The organism is Methylobacterium crusticola, assembly GCF_003574465.1.
Taxonomy (GTDB): domain Bacteria; phylum Pseudomonadota; class Alphaproteobacteria; order Rhizobiales; family Beijerinckiaceae; genus Methylobacterium; species Methylobacterium crusticola.
In genome coordinates this window covers 1-24,135 of the sequence record NZ_QOWC01000062.1, presented here as the reverse complement: position 1 = coordinate 24,135, position 24,135 = coordinate 1, and the positions used below count along the sequence as shown (strand labels likewise).

Below are 24,135 nucleotides of genomic sequence, written 5' to 3'. Positions count from 1 at the left end.
CCGGGCCGGATCCCGCCCAGCCCGCCGCCGGAGGGCCGGGGCCTCGTCGCACCGGGCGCGGGCCGCGCCGGGCTCCGGGCGGACGCTCGCGGGCGCCGGCACGCGCGCCCCGCCGACCGGGGAGGGCCGGCGTGAGATCCCCCGTCTCGGCCCGGCCCCCGAGGCCCCGCACCCTGATCCATCCCGGGCGGTTCAACCCGGTGCGCATCCACAGCCTGCGCTCGGAGGCCGGCCGCCACGTCCGGCTCGCCCTCCTGCCCGGCGACACGCTGTTCCGGGGCCTCGTCGAGCCGCTGGCGCTCCTCGGCATCCGCAACGCCTCGATGACGATCCTCGGGGGCTACTTCGCCGAGCTGCGCTACTGCGTGGCCCCGCCCGACCCGTCCGGGCAGGCCGTCATCGCGTACGGTCCGCCGATCGAGGCCGGCCGCACCTACATGATCTTCGGCAACGCCACGCTGGGGAAGAGCCTGAAGGGCGAGCCCCTGGTGCATTGCCACGCCGCCATCCGGACGCAGGACGGCTCCGTGAAGGGCGGCCACATCCTGACGGATGCCTGCGTCGTCAGTTCGGCGCCGATCCCGGTTCTGGTGACCTCCCTCGACGGGTTCGAGCTGCGCCAGGCCTACGATCCGGAAACCAACATCCCGCTCCTCCAGCCCTTCAAGGCAGGCGTCGATGAGTGACACGATCAGGGTCGAGACGGGATCGATGGGCCGCGTCGCCTACGCGCGCATCGGCCCGAACGAGGACCTGGTCCTCGGGGTCGAGAAGCTGTGCCTGGCCGAGGGGTTCAGGAACGCCTTCGTGCGGGGCGCGCTCGGCAGCCTCGTCGACGCCTGCCTCGGCACGCAGGAGGGCCACTACATCGAGGTCAAGGGTCCCGCCGTCGAGATCGTCAGCCTCGCCGGCGAGGTGCGCTCGAGCGGCGACGGCGCCCTGCGGGCCTCGCTCACCGGCGTGGTGGCGGATCCCGACGGGAACGTCTACGGCGGCCCCTTCGTGGCCGGCTCCAACCCGATCTGCATGACCTTCGAGGTGACGCTGGAGGAGTGGCTTCCCGCCCGGTGATCCGACCCGGAGCCGGGCCCGCGGGACCGGCCCGCGGCCGTGACGCTCGCGGCGAGCGAGCCCCCGCCAGGCGGGCCGCCTCCCGGTACGCAGGCCGCCCGGCGCTGCGGCGTCAGGCCGGGGACGGCGAGGCCGCGGGCGGGTGCGGGATCGCGGCGATCAGCTCGCGGGTGTAGGCGGCCTTCGGTCGCTCCAGCACCTCGGCGGCGCTGCCTTCCTCCACGATGGCGCCCGCCCGCATGACGATGACTCGGTCGCAGAGCAGCCGCACCACGTGGAGGTCGTGGCTGACGAAGAGGTAGCTCATCCCGAGGTCGCGCTTGAGGTCGGCGAGGAGGTTCAGCACCACCGCCTGCACCGAGACGTCCAGGGCCGCGGTCGGCTCGTCGAGGATCAGCAGGTCGGGGTTCGTGGCGATGGCCCGGGCGATGCCGACCCGGGCCTTCTGGCCGCCGGAGAGCTGGTGCGGGAAGCGGTCGAGCAGCGCGGCGGGAAGCCCGACGCGCCGCGCCAGCTCCTCGCAGCGGGGACGCACCGCGCGCGTGGTGCCGAAGCGCAGGAGCGGGTCCGCGATGGCGCGGGCGGCGGTCCAGCGCGGGTTGAGCGCGTCCGTGGGATCCTGGAACACCATCTGGATCCGGGGCCGCAGCGGATGCCGGGCGAAGCGGGCCGCCGGGACGGCGCCGATGTCCTCGCCCCGGAACACGATCGAGCCGGCGCTCGGGTCGAGGAGCCGCATCACCATGGTGGAGGTCGTGGACTTGCCGCAGCCCGACTCGCCCACGAGCCCGACGCTCTCGCCGCGCCGGACCGCGAACGAGATCCCGTCGACGGCCCGGACGGGCGCGGGCGCCGCGCCGGCCCGCCCGCGGCCGAGGAGACGGCGCAGCAGCGGCGCCGTCCCGCCGCCGGCGTAGTCCTTGGCGAGGCCCGTCACCGTGAGGAGGGGCTCGCCAGGGACGACGCCCGCGCCGGCCGGGAGGGGCGCGGCCTCCGGCGCGGGCTCGGGCAGGAGGTCCCGGAGCCCGATGCCCGGCCGGGGCGTCGCCCGCACGAGGCGGCGCGTGTAGGCGTGGGCGGGGGCGCGGAACAGGGTCTCGGCCGCGGCCGCCTCGACGACGCGGCCCTGCTCCATCACCACGACCCGGTCGCAATAGGCGGCGGCGAGCCCGAGGTCGTGGGTGATCAGGATCGTCGCCATGCCGCGGGCGCGGGTGAGCTCGGCCACGAGGTCCATGATGGCCTTCTGGGTCGTGACGTCGAGGCCCGTCGTCGGCTCGTCGGCGATGAGGAGCTGGGGCCGGCAGGCGAGGGCGAGCGCGATGACGACGCGCTGGCACATGCCGCCCGAGAGCGCGAACGGGTAGGCGTGGTAGCGCTCGGCGGCCCGGGCGATCCGCACCTGCTCCAGGGCCGCCACGGCCCTGGCGCGGGCGTCGCCGGAGCCGGCCTGGGCGTGCCGGCGCAGCACGTCCTCGATCTGGTGGCCGACCTTGCGGATCGGGTTCAGGGCGCTGCGCGGGTTCTGGAAGATCATCGAGACCTCCCGGCCGCGCAGGTCGCGCATCTGCCGCTCGCCCGCCGCCCGCAGGTCGACGCCCGAGAACGTCACCGAGCCGCCGGCGATGCGGCCCGCACGGTCGAGGATGCGCATGACCGCGTAGGAGGTCACGGACTTGCCGGAGCCCGACTCGCCGACGATGCCGACGGTCTCGCCCCGGGCGACCGCCACGTCGACCCGGCGCACCGCCTGGACGGTGCCGCGGCGGGTGGCGAACTCGACCGTGAGGTCGCGGACCTCGAGGAGCGGGAGGGCGGTCACGTGCGCCTCTGCGGGTCGACGATGTCGCGCAGCCCGTCGCCGATCAGGTTGAAGCAGAACACCGCGATCATCAGCGCGAGCCCCGGGAAGAGCGCGATCCACCACTCCCCCGAGACGATGAAGCCCGCCCCCTCGGCGACCATGATGCCCCATTCGGGGGTGGGCGGGCGCACGCCGAGCCCGATGAACGACAGGCCGGCGGCGTTGAGGATGGCGTAGCCCATGGTCAGCGACATCTGCACCATCATCAGCGGCAGGATGTTCGGCAGGATGCCCGTCAGCAGGATGCGGATCTCGCTGTTGCCGGTGAGCCGCGCCGCCAGCACGAAGCCGGCGTTGCGCCGCACCGCCGCCTCGGCCCGGGCGAGGCGGGCGTAGAGCGGCACGTTGATGATGGCGGTGGCGAGCACGATGTTCGTGACCGTGTTGCCGAGGGCCGCCACGATGCCCATGGCGAGCACGAAGAGCGGAAACGCCATGATGGTGTCGGCGATGCGGCCCACCACGCGGTCGGTCCAGCCGCCGAAATACCCGGCCGCGAGGCCGGCCAGGCCCCCGACCGCGAAGACCAGGGCCACCGAGAACACCGCGATGGCGAGGTCGAGCCGGGCCGCCGCGACCACGCGCGAGAGGATGTCGCGCCCGAGCTGGTCGGTCCCGAACGGGTGGGCGAGGGAGGGCGGGTTCAGGGCCGCCGCCGTGTCGGAGGCGAGGGGGTCGTAGGGCGCCAGGGCGGGCCCGAGGACGGCGCAGAGGACGAGCAGCAGCAGGAGCCCGAAGGCGAGGGCCGTGACCGGGTTGCCGGACACGACGTAGCGGGCGTGGGCGAGCGTCGCGCCGAGGCCGGATTGGGGGCGAGGGCCCGGCGCGGGATCGAGGAGCGGGCCCGCGCTCACGCGGCGCTCGCGGTGCGCGGGTCGATCACCCCGTAGGTGAGGTCGATCAGGAGGTTGAGGGCGATGTAGAGGATCGCCATCGCGAGCACGAAGCCCTGCACCGGCGCGAAGTCGGAGGCGATCAGCGCCTCGACCGCGTAGGAGCCGACGCCCGGCCAGGCGAACACCTTCTCGACCAGCACGTTCGCCCCGAGCAGGAACGAGAACACCATGCCGAGCGTGGTGACGACCGGCAGCATCGCGTTGCGGAACGCGTACGTGATCACGACGGTGCGGCCCGAGAGTCCCGCGGCCCGCGCCGTGCGGATGAAGTCGGAGGCGAGCACCGCCAGCATCGCGGCGCGGGTGATGCGGGCGATCGGCGCCAGGGCGAAGATCGCCAGGGTGATGCCCGGCAGGGCGATCTGCGCCAGGGCCGCCCGGAAGGTCTCGAGGTCCCCGGCCGCGAGGCTGTCGACGAGGTAGAAGCCCGTGAGCTCCGGCGGGGGCGACGCGAAGGTGTCGAGGCGCCCGAGCGGCGCCGGGGCCCAGCCGAGGAGGAAGTAGAACACCGTGACGAGGAGCAGGCCCGTGAAGAAGACGGGCAGCGACACGCCCGTCGTCGCTACGATCCGGCAGGCGTGGTCGACCATCGAGCCCTGCCGCACCGCCGCCGTGATGCCGAGCGGGATCGCCACGATCAGCGACAGGACGAGGCCGAACAGCGTCAGTTCCGCCGAGGCCGGCAGCCGCGCCCGCAGGTCCGCGGCCACGGGCTGCCCGGTGGTGAGGGACTGGCCGAGGTCGCCGCGCGCGAGGTCCGCGACGTAGCGGGCGAACTGCTCGGGCAGCGGCCGGTCGAGGCCGAGCTCCCGGCGGATCTGCTCGATCGCCTGCGGGGTGGCCGTCGGGCCCGCGAAATAGGCAGCCGTGTCCCCGGGCAGGACGCGGGTGAGCAGGAAGCAGACCACGATCACGCCGACGAGGGCGGGGACCGTCGTGATCAGGCGGTCGGCGACGAGCCTCAGCATCGGGCGGCCCGCCGGCGGCCGTCTGGGGGGTGGGGGTCCATCGGGCTCACCCCTTGGTCAGGTAGCGGAAATCGGGCTCGCGGCAGGGCTGGAACTGGTAGCCGCCGATCGTCTTCTGCATCGCCACGTCGTGGGTCGGCTGGGCGATGGGCACCATCGGCACCTCGCGCTCCACCAGCGACACGAAGTCGATCACGCTCCTGTCGTAGGCGGCCGGATCGGAGGTGAAGCGGGCGGCATCCACCAGCCTGTCGAGCTCCGGATTCTGGTAGGAGGCGATGTTGAAGATCGAGTTGTTGCCGTGGAGCGTCCAGAACAGGTAATAATCCGGGTAGTCGAGCCAGCCCGCGAAGCGGTTCAGCACCATCGGGTTGGTCTTCTTGCCGATCTCGCCGCGGAAGTTCGAGCCCGGCACCTTGGTGATCTCGACCGCGATGCCGAGGGGCGCGAGCGCCTCCTTGATGAGGACGGCCATCGGCTCGGCCACGGTGGCGTTGCCGGCGTCGAACAGCAGCGTGGTCGCGAAGCCCCCGGGTGCCGCCGCCGCCGCGAGCGCCTTGGCCCGGGCGGGATCGGGCCGGTAGGGGAAGGGCTGCGGCCAGGCGACCCGCGGGGTCTCGGGCCCGCCCGACATGGCGACCCCGCGCCCGAACAGGGAGGCCTGCAGGATCTTCTCGTAGGGCACGGCCCAGGCCACGGCCTGGCGCAGGCGCACGTCCGCGAAGGGGCCGACCTTGGTGTTGAGGTAGAGCGACCACACCCCGTTCGGGATCGGCACGCCGACGACCTTCACCTTCCCGCCGTCGATCAGATCCTTGAAGTCCTTCGGCGGCAGGCCGTAGGAGATGTCGGCGTCGCCCCGCTCGATCAGCGCCCGGCGGGTCGAGGGCGAGGCGATGTCGCGGGCGATGACCCGGCGCAGCGACGGCCGCCGGCCCGACGCCCAGGCGTCGTTGCGGACGTAGACGGTCTCGACGCCGGGCTTCCAGCTCTCGACCTTGAAGGCCCCGGAGCCGGCGACGTTGTTCTTCAGCCACTCCTTGGCCCAGGGATCGTCGCCGCCGTTGCGCCGGGCGAGCTCGGAATCGAACACGAACGGGATGGTGACGGCCAGGTTCGGCATCGTCAGCTTGTCCCGGCGGGCGAAATCGACCCGGAAGGTCCGGTCGTCGAGCGCGACGAACTGCTCGGGCTTCTCGAGCGAGCCGGCGTTCATCTGCGTGGTGGCGAAGCCCCCGATCGACACCGCCCGGTCGAGGGACCACTTCACGTCCCGGGCGGTGACCAGCCGGCCGGAATGGAACCGGGCCTCGCGCAGGGTGAAGGTGCAGCTCATCCCGTCCGAGGCGACCTGCCAGCTCTCGGCCAGCTCGCCCTCGAGCTCCGTCATGGCGACCTGGTGGCCGCCGCCCCCGGGGATCGGCACGGGCTTGAAGCGCAGCAGGCGGTCGTAGCAGTTCAGCGCCACGCCGTTGACGGGCTGCGAGGCGCCGATGCCCTGCATGTCGAGGGAATTCGGCCCGTATTCCTGGATCAGCAGCAGCGTCTCGTTGCGCGAGGGCGCCTGGGCCCGGACCCGTCCGTTGGCCACGAAGGGCGCGGCGAGGCCGGCCGCGAGGGCTGTGCGGCGCGTGATCATGCGTGGACTTCCCCCTCCCGGACCGCGCCGCCGGCGCGCGAGCTTTGCCGGAGGCGGGAATCCCAGAGGCAGGACTCGTGCCGCGCGGGCGGGCTGCCCCGCGGGCAGGCGCGCCGCCCGCTTTTGCGGGTTGCCCGATCCCGCACCAGCCTCCACCATCGTCGGCGCGGCCGCGAGGACGGTTCCGGGGAGGCGGGCATGGATGCAGGCGCACCGATCGTCGTGCCGCGGGCCGAGCTCGAGGCGGACCCGCATGGTGCCTGCCGCCGCTACCGGCCGCTCGCCCCCTTCATCTCGGCGGATGACGGGGTCCTGATCCTGCTGCGCGCGCGCGACGTGCAGCGGCTCGTCACCGATCCGCGCACGCGCCAGGTCGAGACGGAGTTCGCGCGGCTGCGCGGCGTGACCGCCGGGCCCCTGTTCGACTTCCTGGAGCGCAGCATGCTCCTGTCCAACGGCGAGGCCCACGCGCGGCGGCGCGCCCCGATGGCGCCCGCCTTCGCGTTCCAGATGGTCCGGGCGCTGCGCCCGCGGATCCGCGCCATCGCGGAGGCGATCCTCGAGCGCCACCACGGGGCGGGCGGGATGAACCTGCTCGCGGACTACGCGGCCGCCCTGCCGGCGCGGACCATCGGCGCGGTCCTGGGCCTGCCGGACGACGACATCCCGCGCTTCACGGGCTGGGTCTACCGGATGGCGCGCGCGCTCAGCTCCTCGTGGACGCCCGCGGACACGCCCGGGATCGAGGAGGCGACGCGCAGCCTGACCGACTACGTGCGGGACCGGCTCGCGGAGCGCCGCCGCGCGCCGCGCGACGACTTCCTCACGGCGTTCGCGCAATCCGCGGGGGACGACGGCGGGGAGCGCGCCGCCGAGGCCGTGGCGCAGGTCGTCTCGGTCGTCCTGGCCGGCAGCGACACGACCCGGGCCGCCCTGACGATCCAGGTCGCCCTCCTGCTCGCCCACCCCGAGCAGTGGCGGGCCGTCTGCGCGGACGAGGGCCTGGTCGCGGGCGCGGTCGCCGAGGCGCTGCGCTACGAGCCGTCCGTCGGCTCCTTCCCGCGCTTCACGGTGGAGGAGATCGACATCGACGGCCACGTGCTCCCGGCGCAGGCGCTCGTCTCGTTCTCGACGCTGTCGGCGCTGCGCGACCCCGACCTCTACGCCGATCCCGACCGGTTCGACATCCGCCGCGCGGATCACCCGCGCTGGCACCTCGTGTTCGGCGGCGGGGCGCATCGGTGCCTCGGGGAGGCGCTCGCCCGGATGGAGCTGGAGGAGGGGCTGCGCGCGCTCACGCGCCGCGTGCCCGGGCTGAGGACGGCGGCGCCCCTGCGCGTCGAGGCCTTCGGGGGCATCCGGCGCGTCGCCGAGCTGCCCGTGACCTGGGCCTGACGCGCCACGCCCCGCGTCGCCGCTCGCCCGGGCGCGGGCCCGCGTCTACGCTCGCACCCGCGCGCCCCGAGAGCGCGCATGCGCGACGCATATCTGGGAGGAGCCAAGCCATGAACGAGACGGTCGCGCTGTTCGGCGCCGGGGGGAAGATGGGCGTGCGCCTGTCGCGCAACCTCGCGGGCTCGGAGTTCCGGGTCGCCCACGTCGAGGTCGGGGAGGCCGGACGCCGGCGGCTCAAGGACGAGCTCGGCCTCGACTGCGTCGACGCCGACGCGGCGCTCGAGGGAGCCGACGTGGTGATCCTCGCGGTGCCCGACACGCTGATCCGCGCGGTCTCGGCGGGCCTCGCGCCGAAGCTCAGGGCCGGGACCATGGTGGTGATCCTCGACGCCGCCGCGCCCTTCGCCGGCCACCTCCCGGAGCGGCCCGACCTGACCTACTTCGTCACCCATCCCTGCCACCCGCCGATCTTCAACGACGAGGCCACGCCCGAGGGGCGGCGCGACCATTTCGGCGGCATCGCCGCCCGCCAGTCGATCACCAGCGCGCTGATGCAGGGGCCCGAGGAGGCCTTCGACCTCGGCGAGCGCGTCGCCAAGGCGATCTGGGCCCCGATCCTGCGCTCCCACCGCGTCACCGTCGAGCAGATGGCGCTCCTCGAGCCCGGCCTGTCCGAGACGGTCTGCGCCACGCTCCTCGACGTGATGCGGGAGGCGATGGACGAGACCGTGCGCCGCGGCGTGCCGGCCGAGTGCGCCCGCGACTTCCTCCTCGGCCACCTCAACATCCTGGCGGCCGTGACCTTCGGGGAGGTGCCCGGCGTGTTCTCGGACGCCTGCAACAAGGCGATCCGGTTCGGCAAGCCGCGGCTGATGCGCGACGACTGGCTCGGCTGCCTCGACGAGGCCGAGATCGCCGAGAGCATCCGGCGCATCACCTGACCGGCCGCCGCGAGGCCGGCGCGCTCAGTCGAGGAGCCAGCGCAGGGAGCGCCGCAGGCGCGCGGCGCCGTCGCGCGCGAACCAGGCGCCGTGGCTGAACAGGACGCGCTCCGGCTCGAGGGCGACGAGGGCCCGGGCCGCCAACACGGCCTCGCGCCGCCTCAGGCGCACGACGACGCGCAGGTAGGCCGGGGCCCGGCCGTCGGGCGCCGACACGCCGGCGAGCCGGGCGAGGGGCCGCATCGGGGCCGGCAGCCGCCCGGGCTCGAGGTTCACGATCAGGTCCGTCAGCACGAGGCTGCGCGAGCGCGGGTGGTAGAAGGCGACCTCCCGGAAACCCAGGCCGCCGCGCACCACGACCTGCCGGAGGTCCCCCGACCAGTCGGGCGGGGCCGCGTCGGCGAGGTCCCGGTCGAGCCGCGGGGCGTCCCGTCCCGCGCGGCGGCGCAGCGGGCGGCGCTCGCGCAGGCCCGGCGCCGCCCAGGTCACGGCGCCCGGGCAGTGCCGCTGCCAGCCCTCCAGGAAGGTACAGTGCGCGACGTTCGGCGCGACGAGGTGGCGGATCGGGCCGATGGCCTCGATCGCGGCGTGCAGGCCCGGGTCGTAGCGCGTCGGCGAGTGCAACCAAACGTCGCCGCCGCCGAGCCGGATCACCGTCATGCGCACGGGGAGGGGCAGGCCGAGGGCCCGCACCGGGCCGCTGTCGACGATCCAGAGGTCGGGCCCGACCGGCTTGAGCACGTCGAGGGGCGGGTAGGTCACGGTGCTCACGGCTGCCTCCTGGACGCGGTCGGGCCCGGCGGATGCCGGTTCTACGCTCCCGCCGGCGCGACGTCGCCGCCGATCCAGGTGCCCAGGACGGCGAGCGCCCCGTCGAGGGCGACGAGGTCGGCGGCGTACCCGGGCGCGATCCGGCCGATCCGCCCGTCGAGGCCGAGGAAGCGCGCCGGCGTCAGCGACGCCATGGCGAGCGCCGCCTCGAGCGAGGCGCCGCCCCGCGCCGTCATGTGGCGCACCGCGCCCGCCATCGTCAGCGCCGCGCCCGCGAGCGTCCCGTCGGCGGCCGCAAGGCGGTCCCCGTCCCGGTGGATCGTGCGCCCGAACAGCCGGAAGGTCGCGCCCGCCTCCGGGTCGCCCACCGGCGACATCGCGTCGGTGACCAGCATCAGGCGCGCCGGGCCCTTGAGGCGCGCCGCGATCCGGAGCGCGGCCTCGCCGACGTGGTGGCCGTCCGCGATGATGCCCGCGAAGGCGCGGTCGTCGGCGAGCGCGACGCCGACCGCGCCCGCCGCCCGGGGGCCGAGCTGCGACATCGCGTTGAAGAGGTGCGTGAACCCGGTCAGCCCCTCGTCGAGGGCGGCCCGGATCGCCGCGCCGTCGTCCGCCGTGTGCCCGGCGCTCACCCGGGCGCCGCGGGCGACGAGGGCCGCCACGGTGCCCGGAGGAACGACCTCCGGCGCGAGCGTGACCAGGGTGACGCCCCGGCCGCCGAGGCCGGTGAGGAGTTCGACGTCCCCGGGCATCAGCCCGGCGAGGCGCGCCGGATCGTGGATTCCGGGGCGCTCGGGGCTGAGGAACGGCCCCTCGAGGTGGATGCCGAGGATCCCCGGCACCCCGGCCGCGATCGCCCCGGCGACGGCCGCGATGGCGGCGCGGATCGCCGGGCGGGTGTCGCTGATGAGGGTCGGCAGCAGCGCCGTCGTGCCCCCACCCCGGTGCGCCGCGGCGATCCGGGCGATGCCGGCCGGGCTCGGGTCGTCGTTGAGCAGGACGCCCCCGCCGCCGTTGACCTGCACGTCGACGAAGCCCGGCGCCAGGATGGCGCCCGGCGGCAGGCGCACGAGGCGGGACGCGGGCGGCGGATCCGCCGTCACGTCCGTGATGCGCCCGCCGCGCACCACCACGGCGCGGCCATGGTGCAGGACCTCGCCGTCGAACAGGCGCTCGGCCGCGACGACGAGGTCGGGGGGCCCGTCCGGCGCCGGGGCGCTCATAGGGTCTCCGTGACCTTGGTCAGGCCGGCCGGCGCGTCCGGGTCGAGGCCCCGGCGGCGCGCCTCGGCCTCGATGGCGCGGTAGGCGGGCAGGAGCATCGCGATCGGGTCGCAGGCCGGGTGGCCGTCGGCGAGCCAGGGCAGGGTGCCGGCGGGTCCGCCGCAGGCATGCACCCGGATGCCGTCCCGCCGCAGGTCGCGCACGAGCGCGTCGACGCCCTCGGCGAGCGGATCGGCCTGGCGCAGGGCCAGGACCGGAGTCGCGGCCGAGACCGAGGCCCGCGGCCCGTGCCTCAGCTCCGCGGCGCTGTAGCCGAGGGCCGGCAGGCGCAGCGTCTCCGCCACCTTCAGGGCGATCTCCCGCACCGTGCCGAGGCCGTGGCCGCGCCCGGTCACGAAGGCGGCGGGGGCCTGCGCCAGGTCGGCGCACCAGGCCGACCAGTCGAGCGCGAGGGCGCGGGCGAGCCGGTCGGGCAGGAGCGCGAGGCCGTCCGCGAGGGCGCGGTCGCCGGCCCAGGCCGCCACCAGGGCGGCGCCCGCGACCAGGGAGGTGACGACCGTCTTCGTCGCCGCGACCGCCCGCTCCGGCCCGGCCTCCAGGGGCAGCACGAGGTCGGCGGCCGCCGCCACCGGCGAGGCGGCGTCGTTGACGATCGCGAGCGTGAGCGCCCCGCCCGCCCGCGCGGCCCGCGTCGCCGCGACGAGGTCGGGCGAGCGGCCGGATTGCGACACGACGACGAACAGCGCCCCGGCGACGCGCGGGGTGCGGGCGTAGCCGGTCACCACGGAGGGCGCCGAGGCCGAGACCGGGAGCCCGAGCCGGGTCTCGATCAGGTAGCGCAGGTGGACGCCCGCGTGCCCCGAGCTTCCCCGGCCGCAGACCACCACGAGGGGGAAGCTGCGCCCCGCCAGCTGGGCGGCGATCCGCGCCGCCGCCCCGCCCCCGGCGCAGAGCCGGGCCGCGGCCGCCGGCACCTCGGCGGTCTCCCGCGCCATGAAGCTCGCGAGGCCCGCTCCGGGGCCGGGCACCGGGTGGCCGCTCACGCGTCGCGGGCCGGGTCGCGGAGCGCGGCGGCCTCCCGCTCCGAGGCCGCGATGGCGCGGCGCAGGTTGCCGTCGTGGCGCGCGAGCAGGCGCTCGGCCTCGTCGCGGGCGGCGCCCGCCGCGATCAGCACCGCGAGCTTGATGTCGCCCTCGGCCTCCGCGCTCGCCCGGGCCGCGGCCTCGGCGTCGCAGCCCGCGAGCTCGGCCACCATCGCGACGCCCCGCGCGCGCAGCTTCTGGTTCGTCGCCCGCATGGCGATCATCCGCCCGCGGTAGACCCGCCCGAGCCGGATCATGATCAGCGTCGAGAGCAGGTTGAGGACGACCTTCTGGGCCGTGCCCGCCTTCAGGCGGGTGGAGCCGGCGACGACCTCCTCGCCGGTCGCCACCAGGATCGGATGGGTGCAGTGCTGGAGGATCGGCGTGCCGGGATTGTTGGCGATCCCGACCGTGACGGCGTCGCGCCCGCGGGCGGCCTTGAGGGCGGCGAGCGTGAAGGGCGTGGTCCCGCTGGCCGAGAGGCCCACCACGACGTCGTTCGGCCCGACGTCGGCTTCCGCGATCCAGGCCGCGCCCGCGGCCGTGGAATCCTCGGCGTTCTCCACCGCCTGCAGGATCGCGCCGGTGCCGCCCGCGATGGCGAAGCCGAGGCGCTCCTCGGGCCAGTCGAAGGTCGGGGGCAGCTCCGCCCCGTCCTGCACGCCGATGCGGCCCGACGTGCCCGCCCCCACGTAGACGAGGCGTCCCTCCCGGCGCAGGCCGGCCTCCGCGGCCTCGGCCGCGGCCGCGAGGGCCGGCAGGGCCGGGCCGATCGCCGCGACCGCGGCGAGCTGGCCTTCCCAGAGCGCCTGGAGGACGTCCGCGCTCTCCCAGCCGTCGAGGTCGAAGTAGCGGGCGCTCGCGCCTTCGGTGGTCATCCGTCCCGTCCTTCGCTCGCGCGCGACCGGCGTGCGCCGCTCCGCTGCCGCCTCGTGTCTAACTCAGGCCCCCGGCCGGGGATCCGTCCCGGGCCGCGGCGGTCCCGCCCCGGGAAGGCGGTCCGTGTTCGCGGCGCCGCCAGGGTTGCACGCCCGGGATCCCGGTCCAGATATCCGGGCACGCGAACTGGCGGGCCGCCTCAAGGGCCTCGCGCCGGACGCATCGGGGAGTGAACCCATGAGGCCTGTCCCATCCCGCGGCGCGCGCGGCGCGCTCGCCGGCGTCGCCCTCGGCCTGCTCGCCCTGCACGGCGCCTCGGCCCAGCAGCAGCCGAGCGGGGCCCCGACCCCGGGCAGCGCGCCGGTGGCCCCGGCCGGCAGCGCGGCGCCCGTCGCCACGCAGGAACGCGGCTCGGCGCTCTACGGCCGGCCCGAGGGCGGGGAGGCCGCGAAGCTCGCGCCCGTCGCCGGACCGCCGCTGCCGACCCCCGTCGCGAAGCTGCCGGTCGACCGGCTCAAGGTGCCGGAGGGCTTCAAGGTCGAGGTCTACGCCGGAGGCCTCGCCAACGCGCGCTCCCTGCGCCAGGGCGACGGCGGCACCGTCTTCGCCGGGACGCGCCTGCTCGACCGGGTCTACGCGGTCCGCGACCAGGACGGCAGGCGCGACGTCAAAGTCATCGCCTCGAAGCTGCACCGGCCGAACGGCCTCGCCTTCCACAAGGGCGCCCTGTACGTGGCGGAGCTCTCGCGGATCTGGCGCTTCGACGACATCGAGGCGCATCTCGACGCGCCCCTCAAGCCGACGCTCGTCTACGACGACCTGCCGAAGGACGAGGCGCACGGCTGGAAGTTCATCGCCATCGGGCCCGACGACAAGCTCTACGTGCCGGTGGGCTCGCCCGGCAACATCCTGATGCCGCCCGACACCCACGCCCAGATCCGCCGCATGAACCTCGACGGCAGCGGCGTCGAGGTGGTGGCGCGCGGCGTGCGCAACACCGTCGGCTTCGACTGGAACCCGGCGACGAAGCAGATGTGGTTCACCGACAACGGCCGCGACTGGGTCTCGGAGGACATACCCGAGGACGAGCTCAACGTGCTGTCGGAGCCCGGCAAGCAGCATTTCGGCTACCCCTACTGCCACCAGGGCACCTTCACGGACCCGGAATACGGCTGGGGCCAGTCCTGCGCCGCGTTCACGGCGCCCGCGGCCCTGCTCGGCCCCCACAGCGCCGCGCTCGGGATGCGCTTCTACACCGGGACGCAGTTCCCGGAGAGCTACCGGAACGCGATCTTCATCGCGCGGCACGGCTCGTGGAACCGCACCAGGAAGGTCGGCGGCGACGTCGTGGTGGCAAAGCTCGGGGCGGACGGCAGGATCGCCTCGGTCGAGCCGTTCCTGACCGGGTTCCTCGACGACAACCGCTACCTCGGGCGCCCCGTCGACGTGCTGGTGGCCCGGGACGGCGCGCTGCTGGTCTCCGACGACTACAACGGCGCGATCTACCGCATCTCCTACGGCCGCTGAGCCCCGGGCCTCGCCCGCGCGGGGCCCCGTCCGTCCCCCTTCCGGGAGTCGCCCCGCATGCCTCGTTGCCCGATCGGGCCGGCGCTCGCCGCCGCCCTCCTCAGCAGCACCGCCGCCCGGGCCGAGGCCCTGGCGGAGCGCCTCGCGCCCTGCCTCGCGTGCCACGGCGAGACCGGCCGCTCGGCCATCCCGGAGGTGCCCTCCCTCGGCGGCCAGCCGGCCGACTACCTGGTGACCCAGCTCTACCAGTTCCGCGAGACCCAGCGGGTCGCGCCGCCGATGAACGAGATGGCGGCCGGCCTCTCGGACGACGACCTGCGCGCCTTCGCGGACGCGCTCGCGGCCCTGCCGGCGCCCGCGAGCCCGGCCGCCGCGCCGGACGGCGCCGCGCCGATCGGCGCCGCGGCGGAGCAGGCCCGGGCCCTCGTGAGCCGGCACCAGTGCGGCTCCTGCCACGGGGCGGACCTCGCCGGCCGCGACGCGATCCCGCGCATCCGCGGGCAGCGCGAGGATTACCTCCTGAAGGCGCTCGCGGGCTACAAGTCGAACGCCCGCCCGGGCTACGACCCGGCGATGAACGAGGTCGCGCAGGGTCTCGGCGCGGGCGAGATCCAGGTCCTGGCGCGCTACCTCGCGGGCCTCTGATCGGGGCCGGCGCCCCCGCGCCCCCGCGCCCCGGCGCGGCGGGCCGGCGGTCGGGGTGCGGCTCGCGGCCCCAGGCGAATCCCTGGGGATCGTCCCGGAGGCCGCGGACCCCGGCCCGCCCGCGCGGCGTTCCTCGCTCCCGGAGTCGAGGCGCGTGGGTCTGACATGGCGAAGCGGAAGAGCAGGGCGCAGGACGGCGCCGAGATCGTGGCGCCGCTGGTCCCGACGGGAGCCCTCGCGGTGGCCCTCCTGGGGCTCGCCCGATCGGGTGCGCCGCTGATCCACGTCGCCCGGGACGCCCGCCGGCTCGAGGACATCGCCGCCCTGCTGCGGGCCCTCGCGCCGGGCCTCGGCGTGGCGGTCTACCCGGAATGGGACTGCCTGCCCCACGACCGCGCCTCGCCGTCGCGCGGGACCATGGGCGCCCGGGCCGGCGTCCTGCGCTGGCTCACGGACGCGGCGGCCCTGCCCGCCGTCGTCTTGACCACGGCGCCCGCCCTGATCCAGCGGGTGCCGCCGGCCGGCACCTGGGCGGGTGCCCGGGTCGAGATCCGGGTCGGGGACGCCCTCGACCCGGACGCGATCACGGCCGCGCTCGGGCGCCTCGGCTACATCCTGGACGACCGGGTCGACGAGCCCGGCGAGGTCGCGGTCCGGGGCCGCACGATCGACGTGTTCCCGGCCGCCGCCCCGCGGCCCTGCCGCGTCGAGCACGAGGAGGGCCGGGTCACGGCGATCCGCTCCTACGACCCGGTGTCCCAGCGCTCGGTGGCCGAGGCCGAGGTGCTGGTGATCGATCCGGCGACCGAGATCGTGCTGGCGCCGGATTCCGAGGTGCGCCTCGCCCCGTTCACCGGCCAGGAGCACCGGCTCCCGCAGCTCTACCCCGCCCTCGCGACGGTGCTCGACTACGTGCCGGCGGGCCGCCTCGTGTGCGAGCGGGGCGCGGACGAGCGCGCCGCCGCCTTCTTCGAGCAGATCGCCGAGGGGCGCGAGGGCGCCGACCGCGCCGCGGCGGGGTCCGGCCTGTACCAGACGCCCGAGGAGTGGGCGGCCCAGCGCCGGGCCCGCGAGATCGGCCTCGCCGCGGCCGACGAGGGGGTCGCGGTGCCGTCCTTCGTCCGGGAGCGCCGGGCCGGCGCGGCCTTCGCCCGCACCCTGCGCGAGCGCATCGCGGCCCGCGACCGCGTCGTGCTCGCGGGCGAGGGCGCCCCCTTGCGCCGCCTCGCGCGGCAGGCCGCCCGGGCCGCGGGTCGGGAGGTCCGGCCCATCGCCGCCTGGGCGGAGGTCGGGCGGGCGCGTCCGGGCGAGATCCTGGCGATCGAGGCGCCCGCGGAGGCGGGCTTCCACGTGCCCGCCGAGGGCGCCACCGTGATCGCGGCGGCCGACCTCTACGGCGGCCGCGCGGCGTCGGCGGCCCCGGGACAGCCCGCGGCGCTGCCCCTGGGCGAGGTCGACCTGCGGCCCGGCGACGTGGCGGTCGACCGCGACCACGGGCTCTGCGTGTTCGAGGGGCTCGAGTCCATCGGGACGGGCGACGGCGGGCGGACCGAGGCCCTGCGGCTGCGCTTCTGCGGCGACGCGATCCTGATGGTGCCGGTCGCCCAGGCGGACCGGATCTGGCGCTACGGCTCGGAGGCCGGGGCGGTCTCCCTCGACCGGCTCGAGGGCGGCACCTGGCCCCGGCGGCGCCTCGAGACCGAGGCCACCCTCGCCCGGGCCGCCCGGACGATGCTGGAGGCTGCCGCGGCGCGCCGGGAGGCCCGGGCGCCGGCCCTGGCGGCGCCGGAGCGGGAGATGGAGCGGTTCAGCGCCGGGTTCGGCTTCCCGCTCACGGCCGACCAGGCCCGGGCCGTCGATGCCGCGCTCGCCGACCTCGCGACCGAGCGGCCGATGGACCGCCTGGTCTGCGGCGACGTCGGCTTCGGCAAGACCGAGGTCGCCCTGCGGGCCGCCGCCGCCGCGCTCCTCGCCGGCCGGCAGGTCGCCGTGGTGGCGCCGACCACCGTCCTGGTGCGCCAGCACGTCCAGACCTTCGGGCGGCGCTTCGCGCGCTTCGGGATCGGGGTGGCCGAGCTGTCGCGCCTCGTCGCCCCGGCCGAGGCCCGGCGCGTCCGGCAGGGGCTCGCGGACGGCACGGTCCGGCTCGTCGTCGGGACCCACGCGCTCGCCGGCCGCGGCGTGCGCTTCCGCGACCTCGGCCTCACCATCATCGACGAGGAGCAGCGCTTCGGCGCCACGATGAAGGAGGCGCTGCGCCGGGCCGCCGGCGACGCCCACGTCCTGACCCTCACCGCGACGCCGATCCCGCGCACGCTCCAGACCGCCCTCGTCGGGCTCAAGACGCTCAGCGTCATCGCGACGCCGCCGGCCGTGCGCCAGCCCATCCGCACGGTGATCGCGCCCTTCTCCGACGAGACGGTGCGGGAGGCGCTGCTGCGCGAGCACCGCCGGGCCGGCCAGAGCTTCGTGGTCTGCCCCCGGATCGAGGATATCGCCCCCCTGGCGGAGCGCCTGCGCGCGCTCGTGCCCGCGCTCGACCTCGTGGTGGCGCATGGCGGCCTCGCGGCCGCCGAGATGGACGACGCGATGGTGCGCTTCGCCGACGGCCACGGCGACGTCCTGCTCGCCACCTCCATCATCGAGAGCGGCCTCGACGTGCCGCGCGCCAACACGATGCTGGTCTTCGACGCCGAGCGCTTCGGCCTCGCCCAGCTCCACCAGCTCCGGGGCCGCGTCGGCCGCGGCCAGCGGCGCGGCGTCGCCTACCTCCTCGCCCGGCCGGACCGGCCGCTCCCGCCTGCCGCCGAGAAGCGGCTGCGCACCCTGGAGGCCCTCGACCGCCTCGGCGCGGGCTTCGCCATCAGCGCCCGCGACCTCGACCTGCGCGGGGCCGGCGACCTCGTGGGCGAGAACCAGGCCGGGCACGTCAAGCTGATCGGCCTCGGCCTCTACCAGCACCTTCTCCACCTGGCGCTGCGCGCCGCCAAGGGGGAGCCGGCGGAGGACTGGGCGCCGGAGATCGAGCTCGGCCTGTCCGGGGGCGTGCCGGACGACTACGTCCCGGAGCCGGAGCTGCGCCTGAGCCTCTACACCCGCCTCCTGCGCGTCGGCTCGGCCGAGGAGGTCGAGGCCCTGCGCGGGGAGGTCGAGGACCGCTTCGGCCCGCCGCCGGACCCGGTCCGGGCGCTGCTCACCCTCGCGCACCTGCGGGTGGCGTGCCTGGCCCTCGGCATCGCCCGGCTCAGCGGCGGTCCCCAGGGCCTCGCCGTGGACTTCCGCCCCGGCTGCGCCCCGCGGGCGATGCCGCTCGGCGACGGCATCACGGCCCGGGAGGGACGCCTCATCCTGCGCCGGCCGAGCGACGATCCCGTCCTGCGCGGGCGGCTCGCGGCGGCGTTCCTCCAGCGCATCCAGGACGCCCGCGACCACCAGGAGTGAGCCGCGCACGTTCGCGGCGTCGCTTTCATCCCGGCCACCGGAACGATCGGCGAAGGCCAAGGTTGACCCGGGCGTTGAGTGATGAGCCCCCCATGGACCGTTTGCCGGACGTCGCGTCGCCCGACTTCCCCCCGCCGCCCGGATCCGGGCCCGGCCCCGGCCCGGTGGAGGCGGCCGAGGAAGTCGTCCTCGTCCCGCTCGCCGACTTCCCGCGGATCGACCTGCGCAGCTCCGGCGAGCCCTGGGAGAAGCGCCGCGCCGCCGGCAAGGGCCTGCGGGCGGCCGTGCCGCACGCCGCCCACGCGGATCTCGACGCGCCCGCGGACCGGCCCGACCCGGTCGCGGTGATCGAGGCCGCGCATGACGGGCGCCAGCCGCACCTGACCCCGCTGCGGGTCGCCCGCATGGCGAGCTCGCCCTTCGCGTTCCTGCGCGGCGCCGCGCACGTGATGGCCCGGGACCTCGCCCGGACGCCCGCGAGCGGCATCGCGGTGGTGATCAACGGCGACGCCCACATCGCGAATTTCGGGCTGTTCGGCACGCCGCAGCGGGACGTCGTCCTGGACCTCAACGACTTCGACGAGGTCACGGTCGGTCCCTGGGAATGGGACCTGAAGCGCCTCGTGGCGAGCATCGACGTGGCGGCGCGCGACCAGGGCGTGCCGCAGGAGGCCCGCCGGCAGGCCGTGATGGCCGCGGTCGGCGGCTACCAGCACACCATGACCGAGCTCGCCCCCCAGGGGCCGCTCGACGTCTGGCACCAGGCGGCGCGGGCCGACCAGCTCGGCTTCAGCGGCATCCGGATCGACGCGCACTCGCAGGAGGTGGTGCGTCGGGCCATCGAGAAGGCGCGCCGGCGTCACAACGGGAGCCTGCTCGCCCGGGTGGGCGAGCGGCGCGTCGACGGCGGCTGGCGCTTCCGGGAGGAGCCGCCGATCCTCACGCGCGTCGACGCGGCCACCCGCGAGGCGGTGACCGGCGGCCTCGAGCGCTACGCCGAGACGCTGCCGCGGGAACGCCGGTTCATGCTGAGCCGCTACCACGTGGTCGACGTGGCCCACCGGGTCGTCGGCGTCGGCAGCGTCGGCACCCGCGCCTACGTGGCGCTCCTGTGCGGCAATTCCGACCGGGACGTGCTCTTCCTGCAGGTCAAGGAGGCGGTCCGGCCGGCCCACGCGCCCTACCTGCCCGGGATGCCCGAGCCCTACGCCTCGCACGAGGGCGAGCGGGTGATCTACGGCCAGCGCCTGCTCCAGGCGGTGGGCGACCCGCTGCTGGGCTGGACCAGCATCGCCGGGCGCCCGTTCTACGTGCGGCAGATGAAGAACATGAAGGGCGAGATCCCGGTCGGCTGCATGCGCGGCCAGCCCCTGATCTACTTCTCGTGGGCCTACGGCGCCCTCCTGGCCCGGGCGCACGCCCGCACCGGGGATTCGGCCGCCATCGCGGGCTATTGCGGCCGGGACCGCCAGGCCGGCCTGCGCGAGGCCCTGGCGGCGTGGGCCGACGCCTACGGCGAGCAGAACGCGGCCGACCACCGCCGCCTCCTCGAGGCCGTCGCGAGCGGCCGGATCGAGGCGGCGCCGGACCCTTTTCTGTGAGGCGGGGTGCAAGTCCCGGCGGGCTGCCGGCCGCCGCCGCGCGTTCCGGCTGGCCGGCGATCGGGCCCGCGCCCGCGGGTGATCGGTAAGGGGCGGAGCTTCCCCGCCCGACTCTCCGCCGCGACGCAGGCCTTCCCCCATCGGCCGCGCCGCCGCGACCGCTCTCGGGAGTTGCCCCTTGCCGGGTCGCTTCACTCCCCACATAGTGAGCGGACGGGCGCCCCGGACGGCGGGCAGGTCGTCTTCCGGGCGGCTCACCCGGCTTGGCGAGCGCCCGGCGCGGAAAGCCCCAGGATTCCACGGTGATCACGATGCGAACGCGCCGCGACCGGTAGGGCGCCGGGAGCCGCGTGCATCGCCTCGGGTGCGGAGCGTGCGTGTACTGGCTCCCTCGCGCAAGCGATGGACGACACTCGACGATCACGATCCCATGCGCGACGGACCAAGAATGCACGGATTATCGATGTCTTTGCATTCAACTACGTTGCTCGGCCGGAAAACGAATGAGTGCCTATCTAGGGCGCTCCGTGACGTTGCTATGTCCAGCGCCTCGCCGAGCAGAGAATGACGAGCGGACCGGTTCGACGACCGTCGGAAAGCTGGGATGATGCGGCGAGCGGAGCGACCGACATCGGCGCAGGCGTGCCGGCCCGTGAGCCCGGATCACCGAAGGCGGGCGGAGGAGGCGATAGTCCTCCCGCCGGCCCCTCACCCGCCGAGCGCAGACTTGCGGCCAAGCGATGGAACGAGGGCGTCAAGGTCTTCGCCGCCTGGACGAATGCCCTCTCCGCCGCAGCGCTCGCGGCAGCCTGGATCGCCCCCGCGGTCAAGGGGCTGGACAGCTTCATCCAGGAGTACAGGCCGGTTTGGGTTTTCGTCGGCCTCGGTCTACATATGGCAGGGCAGGCGGTCGTCCGGTTCGAGATGCGAAGCGAGGAGTGAGGCCGTGGACGCGTACTGGTACACCGTCCAGCTCGTGCTCGGAGCCCTCGCGCTCGCGGGTGGCGGGATCGGCTACTTCCACTTCGCCGGTAAGGCGTTCGACCGCAAGTACGGACACGCGGCGCCCCGGAACCGCGCCGCCACCGGCGAGTAAGGCGGAGCCGCCCGCCGGTTCCGCTCCCCCGTCGTGACCACGAAGCAACCGCCTCCCGGTGCGCGTCCCCGCCTCAGCCGCCGGGACGCGCGCGGGCGGTGACGTCGATGTCGACGCCGACCTCGAGGGCCACCCACTGGCCGGAGGTCCAGGCGCCCTGGCCGACGCCGAACTGGGTGCGGACGAGGTCGAGGTGCCCTGTGGCGTGGGCGGTGTCCCCGTCGAGCGCGAGGCGGAACGGCAGCGTCACGTCGCGGCGCGCGCCCCGGATGGTGAGGGTGCCGACGGCGTCGTAGGCGTCGCCGCCCTTCGGCACGAAGCGCGTCGCCTCGAACCGCGCCTGCTTGGCGCTCTTCGCGTCGAACCAGTCTGACTGCGGCAGCGCCTCGTCGCGCTGGACGTCGCCGGTCTCGGCGCTGGTCAGGTCGACCAGCACGACGGCGCGGCCGGCCTCCGGCTTCTGCGGATCGAAGCTGATCTGCGCCTCGAAGCGCGAAAACCGGCCCTTGAAGGGCACGCCGACCTGGGTGCCGGTGAACCCGAGCCGGCTCTTGCCCGGGTCGACGGTCCAGTCGGCGGCCCGGCCGGCCGCGGGGACGAGCGCCAGGGCGAGGGCGAGGGCGAGGCGGGTGCGGATCATCGGGCGGACCTTTCCGGCTCGGCGGGAGGGAGAGAGCGGGCGCCCGGGCGCGGGACCAGGGGCAGCATCCGCCACAGGGTGTCGTCGCGCAGGACGAGGTGGTGGCGCAACGCCGCCCCGAGATGCAGGAGCAGGAGGCCGATCAGCACCCAGGCGCCGTAGCCGTGCACGAGCTTGAGGGCGGCCTCGACCGGCGCCTTGTTCGGCAGGTCCGACAGGACCGGCAGGTGCGGCCAGGGCACCAGGCCGTAGAGCACGGTCGGGATGTTGAACGGCGAGGCCGAGACCACGGCCCAGCCGGTGAGCGGCAGGCCGAGCAGCAGGAGGTAGAGCAGCCCGTGCGCCGCGGAGGCCGCCCGCCGCTCCGCCCGCGGCATCGCGGCCGGCAGGGGCGGCGGGCGATGGAGGAGCCGCCAGGCGACGCGCAGCACCGCGAGCAGCAGCACCGTGATGCCGAGGGACTTGTGCCACTGGTAGAGCTGGAACTGGCGCATGGGCGCCAGCCCGCCCCGCGTCATGGCGAGCCCGATCCCGATCATGCCGAGCACGCCGAGCGCGATCAGCCAGTGCAGCAGGATCGCCACGGTGGTGTAGCGGCGGGGCGTCGCGGCGCTCTGCATCGGGCGGGCCCGCTCAGTCCTTGCGCTCGAAGGCGCCCGCGATGGTCAGGGTGACGTCGTCGCCGATCATCGGCACGTAGGTCTTCACCCCGAACTCCGAGCGCTTGATCGTCCCCTTGGCCTCGAAGCCCACCGTGGTCCGCTTGTTCATCGGGTTCGTGCCGGCGCCGACGAGCGTCACGTCGAGCGTCACCGGCTTCGTCACGCCGTGCAGCGTCAGGTCGCCCGTGACCTTGGCCTTGTCGCTGCCCTCGAGCGCGACCTTCGTCGACGTGAAGGTCATCTCCGGAAACTGGCCGGCATCGAGCCACTGCGCGCTCTTCAGCTCGTCCGTGAGCTTCTGGCTCGGCGTCGAGACCGACTTGACCGGCACGCTGACCTTCAGGCTGCTGGCGCCGGGCTTCGCCGGCTGGAGCTCCAGCGTGCCGGAGGCGTCCGAGAACAGGCCCGTGTAGTGCGAGAACCCGAAATGCAGGACGCTGAACACCACCTGGCTGTGCCCGGGATCGACCTGGTAGGTGCCCGCCGGGATCTGCGCCGGGTCGCGCGTGGGCGCGCCCTGGGCGTGGGCGGGGATCGTCCCGGCGAGGGACGTCGCGAGGGCGAGCGCCAGGGCGGACGAGAGGAACGGCTTCACGATGATCTCCGTTGCGGCAGCCTTCGCGTCCCGGACGGGTTCGGCCGGACGGGTCCGGCCGGACGCGTCCGGGAGTCGCGACCGTGCGGGTCACCGCTTAAGGCGGTTTCCGCAGCCGCGTAAGACGGCTAATCCGGGACACATGGTTGCTCGTTCGGAAACCTTCCGCGGCGGTCTCGGCGACGTGCGGGCCTTCTGCGCCGTCGTCGACCTCGGCACCGTGACGCAGGCCGCGGAGGCGCTCGGCGAGACGAAGGGCAGCGTCAGCCGCCGCATCTCGCGGCTCGAGGCCGAGCTCGGCGTGACGCTCCTCGCGCGCACGCCGCGGGCGGTGTCGCCGACCGTCGAGGGCCTCGCCTTCCACGCTAAGGCGCAGGAGAGCCTCGCGCTCCTCGACGAGGCGCTGGAGACCGCCCGCGACGCCCGCACCCTGCCGCACGGCCACCTGCGGGTCACCACCTCGATCGATTTCGGCACCGAGGTCATCCCCGACCTCGTGGCGGCGTTCCGGGTCCTCTACCCGCAGATCACCATCGACCTCCTGATCACCGACACCCGCCTCGACCTCGCGGCCAACCGCATCGACCTTGCGCTGCGGCTCGGCGCCGGCGCGGCGCAGGACAGCGGATACCGCGCCCCCGTGCTGGCGCGCCTCGCCATCGGGTTCTACGCCGCGCCCGCCTACCTGGCGGCCCGGGCGGCGCCGGCCGACCTCGACGGCCTCGCGGACCACGACCTGATCCTGTCGCGCGAGCGCCTCGGCGCCGCCCCCCTCCACGTCACCGACCGCGAGGGCAGGGACCGGCCGCTCGCCCTGCGCCCGGCGATCCGCGCGACCGACTACGCCACGGTGCTCCGGCTCACCCTGGCCGGCGGCGGCATCGGCCACATCCCGAGCCTCGTGGCGGCGCGCTCCCTGCGGGCGGGCGCCCTCGTGCGGGTCCTGCCGGACTGGGCGAGCCGCGGCGGGGTCCTGCGGGCCGTGAGCCTCGCGGGCCGCGAGCCGCCGGCCCGGGTGCGCCTGTTCCGGGAGCACGTGCGCGGCGCGCTGGCGACCTGGCAGGACAGCCCCGGGGAGCGCCCGGCCGAGGCCGGCCGCGCCTGATGCAGGCGCCGCGCCTGACGCAGGCGCCGCGCCCGGCGGCCCGGGCGCCGGATCAGTAGACGTTGCCCTCCGCCGGCACCTCGGCCGGGGGCCG

22 protein-coding genes are annotated in these 24,135 nt (G+C 75.4%); 11 read left to right on the top strand and 11 right to left on the bottom strand.

Translation table 11 applies throughout. The annotated features are described in order from the left end of the window. The first annotated feature begins 131 nt into the window (after positions 1–131). Both DT057_RS19305 and DT057_RS19300 read left to right on the top strand, forming a co-directional pair. Positions 132–686 (top strand): PPC domain-containing DNA-binding protein, encoded by a 555-nt coding sequence (locus DT057_RS19305; RefSeq protein WP_128563729.1) that lies wholly within the window; start codon positions 132–134, stop codon positions 684–686. Then, positions 679–1,071, top strand: a complete 393-nt coding sequence (locus tag DT057_RS19300; protein ID WP_238313270.1) for a PPC domain-containing DNA-binding protein — start codon at positions 679–681, stop codon at positions 1,069–1,071. The genes DT057_RS19305 and DT057_RS19300 overlap by 8 nt, the downstream gene beginning before the upstream one ends. A 112-nt stretch (positions 1,072–1,183) precedes the next feature. On the opposite strand, the gene DT057_RS19295 is transcribed toward DT057_RS19300, so the two are convergent. The 4 genes from DT057_RS19295 to DT057_RS19280 are packed head-to-tail and all read right to left on the bottom strand — an operon-like array spanning position 1,184 to position 6,438. Further along, complete coding sequence (locus DT057_RS19295) at positions 1,184–2,893, bottom strand: dipeptide ABC transporter ATP-binding protein (protein ID WP_128563728.1); 1,710 nt, start codon at positions 2,891–2,893, stop codon at positions 1,184–1,186. Then, complete coding sequence (locus DT057_RS19290) at positions 2,890–3,789, bottom strand: ABC transporter permease (protein WP_128563727.1); 900 nt, start codon at positions 3,787–3,789, stop codon at positions 2,890–2,892. Before DT057_RS19290 ends, DT057_RS19295 begins: the two co-directional genes overlap by 4 nt. Next, positions 3,786–4,799 (bottom strand): ABC transporter permease, encoded by a 1,014-nt coding sequence (locus DT057_RS19285; protein WP_128563726.1) that lies wholly within the window; start codon positions 4,797–4,799, stop codon positions 3,786–3,788. Before DT057_RS19285 ends, DT057_RS19290 begins: the two co-directional genes overlap by 4 nt. Positions 4,800–4,845: 46 nt before the next feature. Next, positions 4,846–6,438 carry an ABC transporter substrate-binding protein gene (locus tag DT057_RS19280; RefSeq protein WP_128563725.1) on the bottom strand — a complete coding sequence of 531 codons (1,593 nt, stop codon included), beginning with the start codon at positions 6,436–6,438 and terminating at the stop codon, positions 4,846–4,848. Between the two features lie 198 nt (positions 6,439–6,636). Between DT057_RS19280 and DT057_RS19275 the strand changes: the two genes are divergently transcribed. Then, entirely contained in the window at positions 6,637–7,833 is a 1,197-nt protein-coding gene (locus tag DT057_RS19275; protein ID WP_128563724.1) for a cytochrome P450, read from the top strand. 110 nt (positions 7,834–7,943) lie between these two features. Beyond that, positions 7,944–8,774: a phosphogluconate dehydrogenase C-terminal domain-containing protein gene (locus DT057_RS19270; protein ID WP_128563723.1), complete on the top strand. Its 831-nt coding sequence runs from the start codon at positions 7,944–7,946 to the stop codon at positions 8,772–8,774. Positions 8,775–8,798: 24 nt separating this feature from the next. On the opposite strand, the gene DT057_RS19265 is transcribed toward DT057_RS19270, so the two are convergent. The 4 genes from DT057_RS19265 to DT057_RS19250 are packed head-to-tail and all read right to left on the bottom strand — an operon-like array spanning position 8,799 to position 12,728. Beyond that, positions 8,799–9,545 (bottom strand): DUF4336 domain-containing protein, encoded by a 747-nt coding sequence (locus tag DT057_RS19265; RefSeq protein ID WP_128563722.1) that lies wholly within the window; start codon positions 9,543–9,545, stop codon positions 8,799–8,801. Positions 9,546–9,586: 41 nt separating this feature from the next. Then, entirely contained in the window at positions 9,587–10,768 is a 1,182-nt protein-coding gene (nagA, locus tag DT057_RS19260; protein WP_128563721.1) for an N-acetylglucosamine-6-phosphate deacetylase, read from the bottom strand. Next, positions 10,765–11,763, bottom strand: a complete 999-nt coding sequence (locus DT057_RS19255; protein WP_128563744.1) for an SIS domain-containing protein — start codon at positions 11,761–11,763, stop codon at positions 10,765–10,767. The genes nagA and DT057_RS19255 overlap by 4 nt, the downstream gene beginning before the upstream one ends. A gap of 44 nt (positions 11,764–11,807) precedes the next feature. Then, entirely contained in the window at positions 11,808–12,728 is a 921-nt protein-coding gene (locus DT057_RS19250; protein ID WP_128563720.1) for an N-acetylmuramic acid 6-phosphate etherase, read from the bottom strand. Positions 12,729–12,966: 238 nt separating this feature from the next. Between DT057_RS19250 and DT057_RS19245 the strand changes: the two genes are divergently transcribed. The 6 genes from DT057_RS19245 (at position 12,967) to DT057_RS35535 (ending at position 21,039) form a co-directional block, all read left to right on the top strand. Then, a complete protein-coding gene (locus tag DT057_RS19245; RefSeq protein ID WP_238313268.1) occupies positions 12,967–14,256 on the top strand; it encodes a PQQ-dependent sugar dehydrogenase in 1,290 nt (429 codons plus the stop codon). A 57-nt stretch (positions 14,257–14,313) separates the two neighbouring features. Next, positions 14,314–14,901, top strand: a complete 588-nt coding sequence (locus DT057_RS19240) for a c-type cytochrome (protein ID WP_128563719.1) — start codon at positions 14,314–14,316, stop codon at positions 14,899–14,901. Positions 14,902–15,066: 165 nt separating this feature from the next. After that, on the top strand, positions 15,067–18,342 hold the full coding sequence (locus DT057_RS19235) for a TRCF domain-containing protein (protein ID WP_128563718.1): 3,276 nt from the start codon (positions 15,067–15,069) through the stop codon (positions 18,340–18,342). Positions 18,343–18,434: 92 nt separating this feature from the next. Continuing rightward, positions 18,435–19,943, top strand: coding sequence for a DUF2252 domain-containing protein (locus DT057_RS19230; RefSeq protein WP_128563717.1), 1,509 nt, complete (start codon positions 18,435–18,437; stop codon positions 19,941–19,943). A 564-nt stretch (positions 19,944–20,507) separates the two neighbouring features. Further along, complete coding sequence (locus DT057_RS19225) at positions 20,508–20,885, top strand: hypothetical protein (RefSeq protein ID WP_128563716.1); 378 nt, start codon at positions 20,508–20,510, stop codon at positions 20,883–20,885. Between the two features lie 4 nt (positions 20,886–20,889). After that, positions 20,890–21,039: a hypothetical protein gene (locus DT057_RS35535; protein WP_162501451.1), complete on the top strand. Its 150-nt coding sequence runs from the start codon at positions 20,890–20,892 to the stop codon at positions 21,037–21,039. A 73-nt stretch (positions 21,040–21,112) separates the two neighbouring features. Here DT057_RS35535 and DT057_RS19220 read toward each other — a convergent pair whose 3' ends face one another. The 3 genes from DT057_RS19220 to DT057_RS19210 are packed head-to-tail and all read right to left on the bottom strand — an operon-like array spanning position 21,113 to position 22,936. After that, positions 21,113–21,679: a YceI family protein gene (locus DT057_RS19220; RefSeq protein WP_128563715.1), complete on the bottom strand. Its 567-nt coding sequence runs from the start codon at positions 21,677–21,679 to the stop codon at positions 21,113–21,115. Next, positions 21,676–22,299, bottom strand: coding sequence for a cytochrome b (locus DT057_RS19215; protein WP_128563714.1), 624 nt, complete (start codon positions 22,297–22,299; stop codon positions 21,676–21,678). The genes DT057_RS19220 and DT057_RS19215 overlap by 4 nt, the downstream gene beginning before the upstream one ends. A gap of 13 nt (positions 22,300–22,312) precedes the next feature. Continuing rightward, positions 22,313–22,936 (bottom strand): YceI family protein, encoded by a 624-nt coding sequence (locus DT057_RS19210; protein WP_128563713.1) that lies wholly within the window; start codon positions 22,934–22,936, stop codon positions 22,313–22,315. 142 nt (positions 22,937–23,078) lie between these two features. Here DT057_RS19210 and DT057_RS19205 point away from each other — a divergent pair, with 142 nt between their 5' ends. Then, positions 23,079–24,041: a LysR family transcriptional regulator gene (locus tag DT057_RS19205; RefSeq protein WP_128563712.1), complete on the top strand. Its 963-nt coding sequence runs from the start codon at positions 23,079–23,081 to the stop codon at positions 24,039–24,041. Positions 24,042–24,135 lie beyond the last annotated feature (94 nt).

What these genes read in the sequence shown, in the direction of transcription:
- DT057_RS19300 (WP_238313270.1), top strand. Translation starts at nt 679, where the DNA reads ATGAGTGACACGATCAGGGTCGAGACGGGATCGATGGGCCGCGTCGCC.
- DT057_RS19285 (WP_128563726.1), bottom strand. Translation starts at nt 4,799, where the DNA reads ATGCTGAGGCTCGTCGCCGACCGCCTGATCACGACGGTCCCCGCCCTC.
- DT057_RS19280 (WP_128563725.1), bottom strand. Translation starts at nt 6,438, where the DNA reads ATGATCACGCGCCGCACAGCCCTCGCGGCCGGCCTCGCCGCGCCCTTC.
- DT057_RS19275 (WP_128563724.1), top strand. Translation starts at nt 6,637, where the DNA reads ATGGATGCAGGCGCACCGATCGTCGTGCCGCGGGCCGAGCTCGAGGCG.
- DT057_RS19270 (WP_128563723.1), top strand. Translation starts at nt 7,944, where the DNA reads ATGAACGAGACGGTCGCGCTGTTCGGCGCCGGGGGGAAGATGGGCGTG.
- nagA (WP_128563721.1), bottom strand. Translation starts at nt 10,768, where the DNA reads ATGAGCGCCCCGGCGCCGGACGGGCCCCCCGACCTCGTCGTCGCGGCC.
- DT057_RS19255 (WP_128563744.1), bottom strand. Translation starts at nt 11,763, where the DNA reads ATGGCGCGGGAGACCGCCGAGGTGCCGGCGGCCGCGGCCCGGCTCTGC.
- DT057_RS19250 (WP_128563720.1), bottom strand. Translation starts at nt 12,728, where the DNA reads ATGACCACCGAAGGCGCGAGCGCCCGCTACTTCGACCTCGACGGCTGG.
- DT057_RS19245 (WP_238313268.1), top strand. Translation starts at nt 12,967, where the DNA reads ATGAGGCCTGTCCCATCCCGCGGCGCGCGCGGCGCGCTCGCCGGCGTC.
- DT057_RS19240 (WP_128563719.1), top strand. Translation starts at nt 14,314, where the DNA reads ATGCCTCGTTGCCCGATCGGGCCGGCGCTCGCCGCCGCCCTCCTCAGC.
- DT057_RS19235 (WP_128563718.1), top strand. Translation starts at nt 15,067, where the DNA reads ATGGCGAAGCGGAAGAGCAGGGCGCAGGACGGCGCCGAGATCGTGGCG.
- DT057_RS19230 (WP_128563717.1), top strand. Translation starts at nt 18,435, where the DNA reads ATGGACCGTTTGCCGGACGTCGCGTCGCCCGACTTCCCCCCGCCGCCC.
- DT057_RS19225 (WP_128563716.1), top strand. Translation starts at nt 20,508, where the DNA reads ATGACGAGCGGACCGGTTCGACGACCGTCGGAAAGCTGGGATGATGCG.
- DT057_RS19220 (WP_128563715.1), bottom strand. Translation starts at nt 21,679, where the DNA reads ATGATCCGCACCCGCCTCGCCCTCGCCCTCGCCCTGGCGCTCGTCCCC.
- DT057_RS19215 (WP_128563714.1), bottom strand. Translation starts at nt 22,299, where the DNA reads ATGCAGAGCGCCGCGACGCCCCGCCGCTACACCACCGTGGCGATCCTG.
- DT057_RS19205 (WP_128563712.1), top strand. Translation starts at nt 23,079, where the DNA reads ATGGTTGCTCGTTCGGAAACCTTCCGCGGCGGTCTCGGCGACGTGCGG.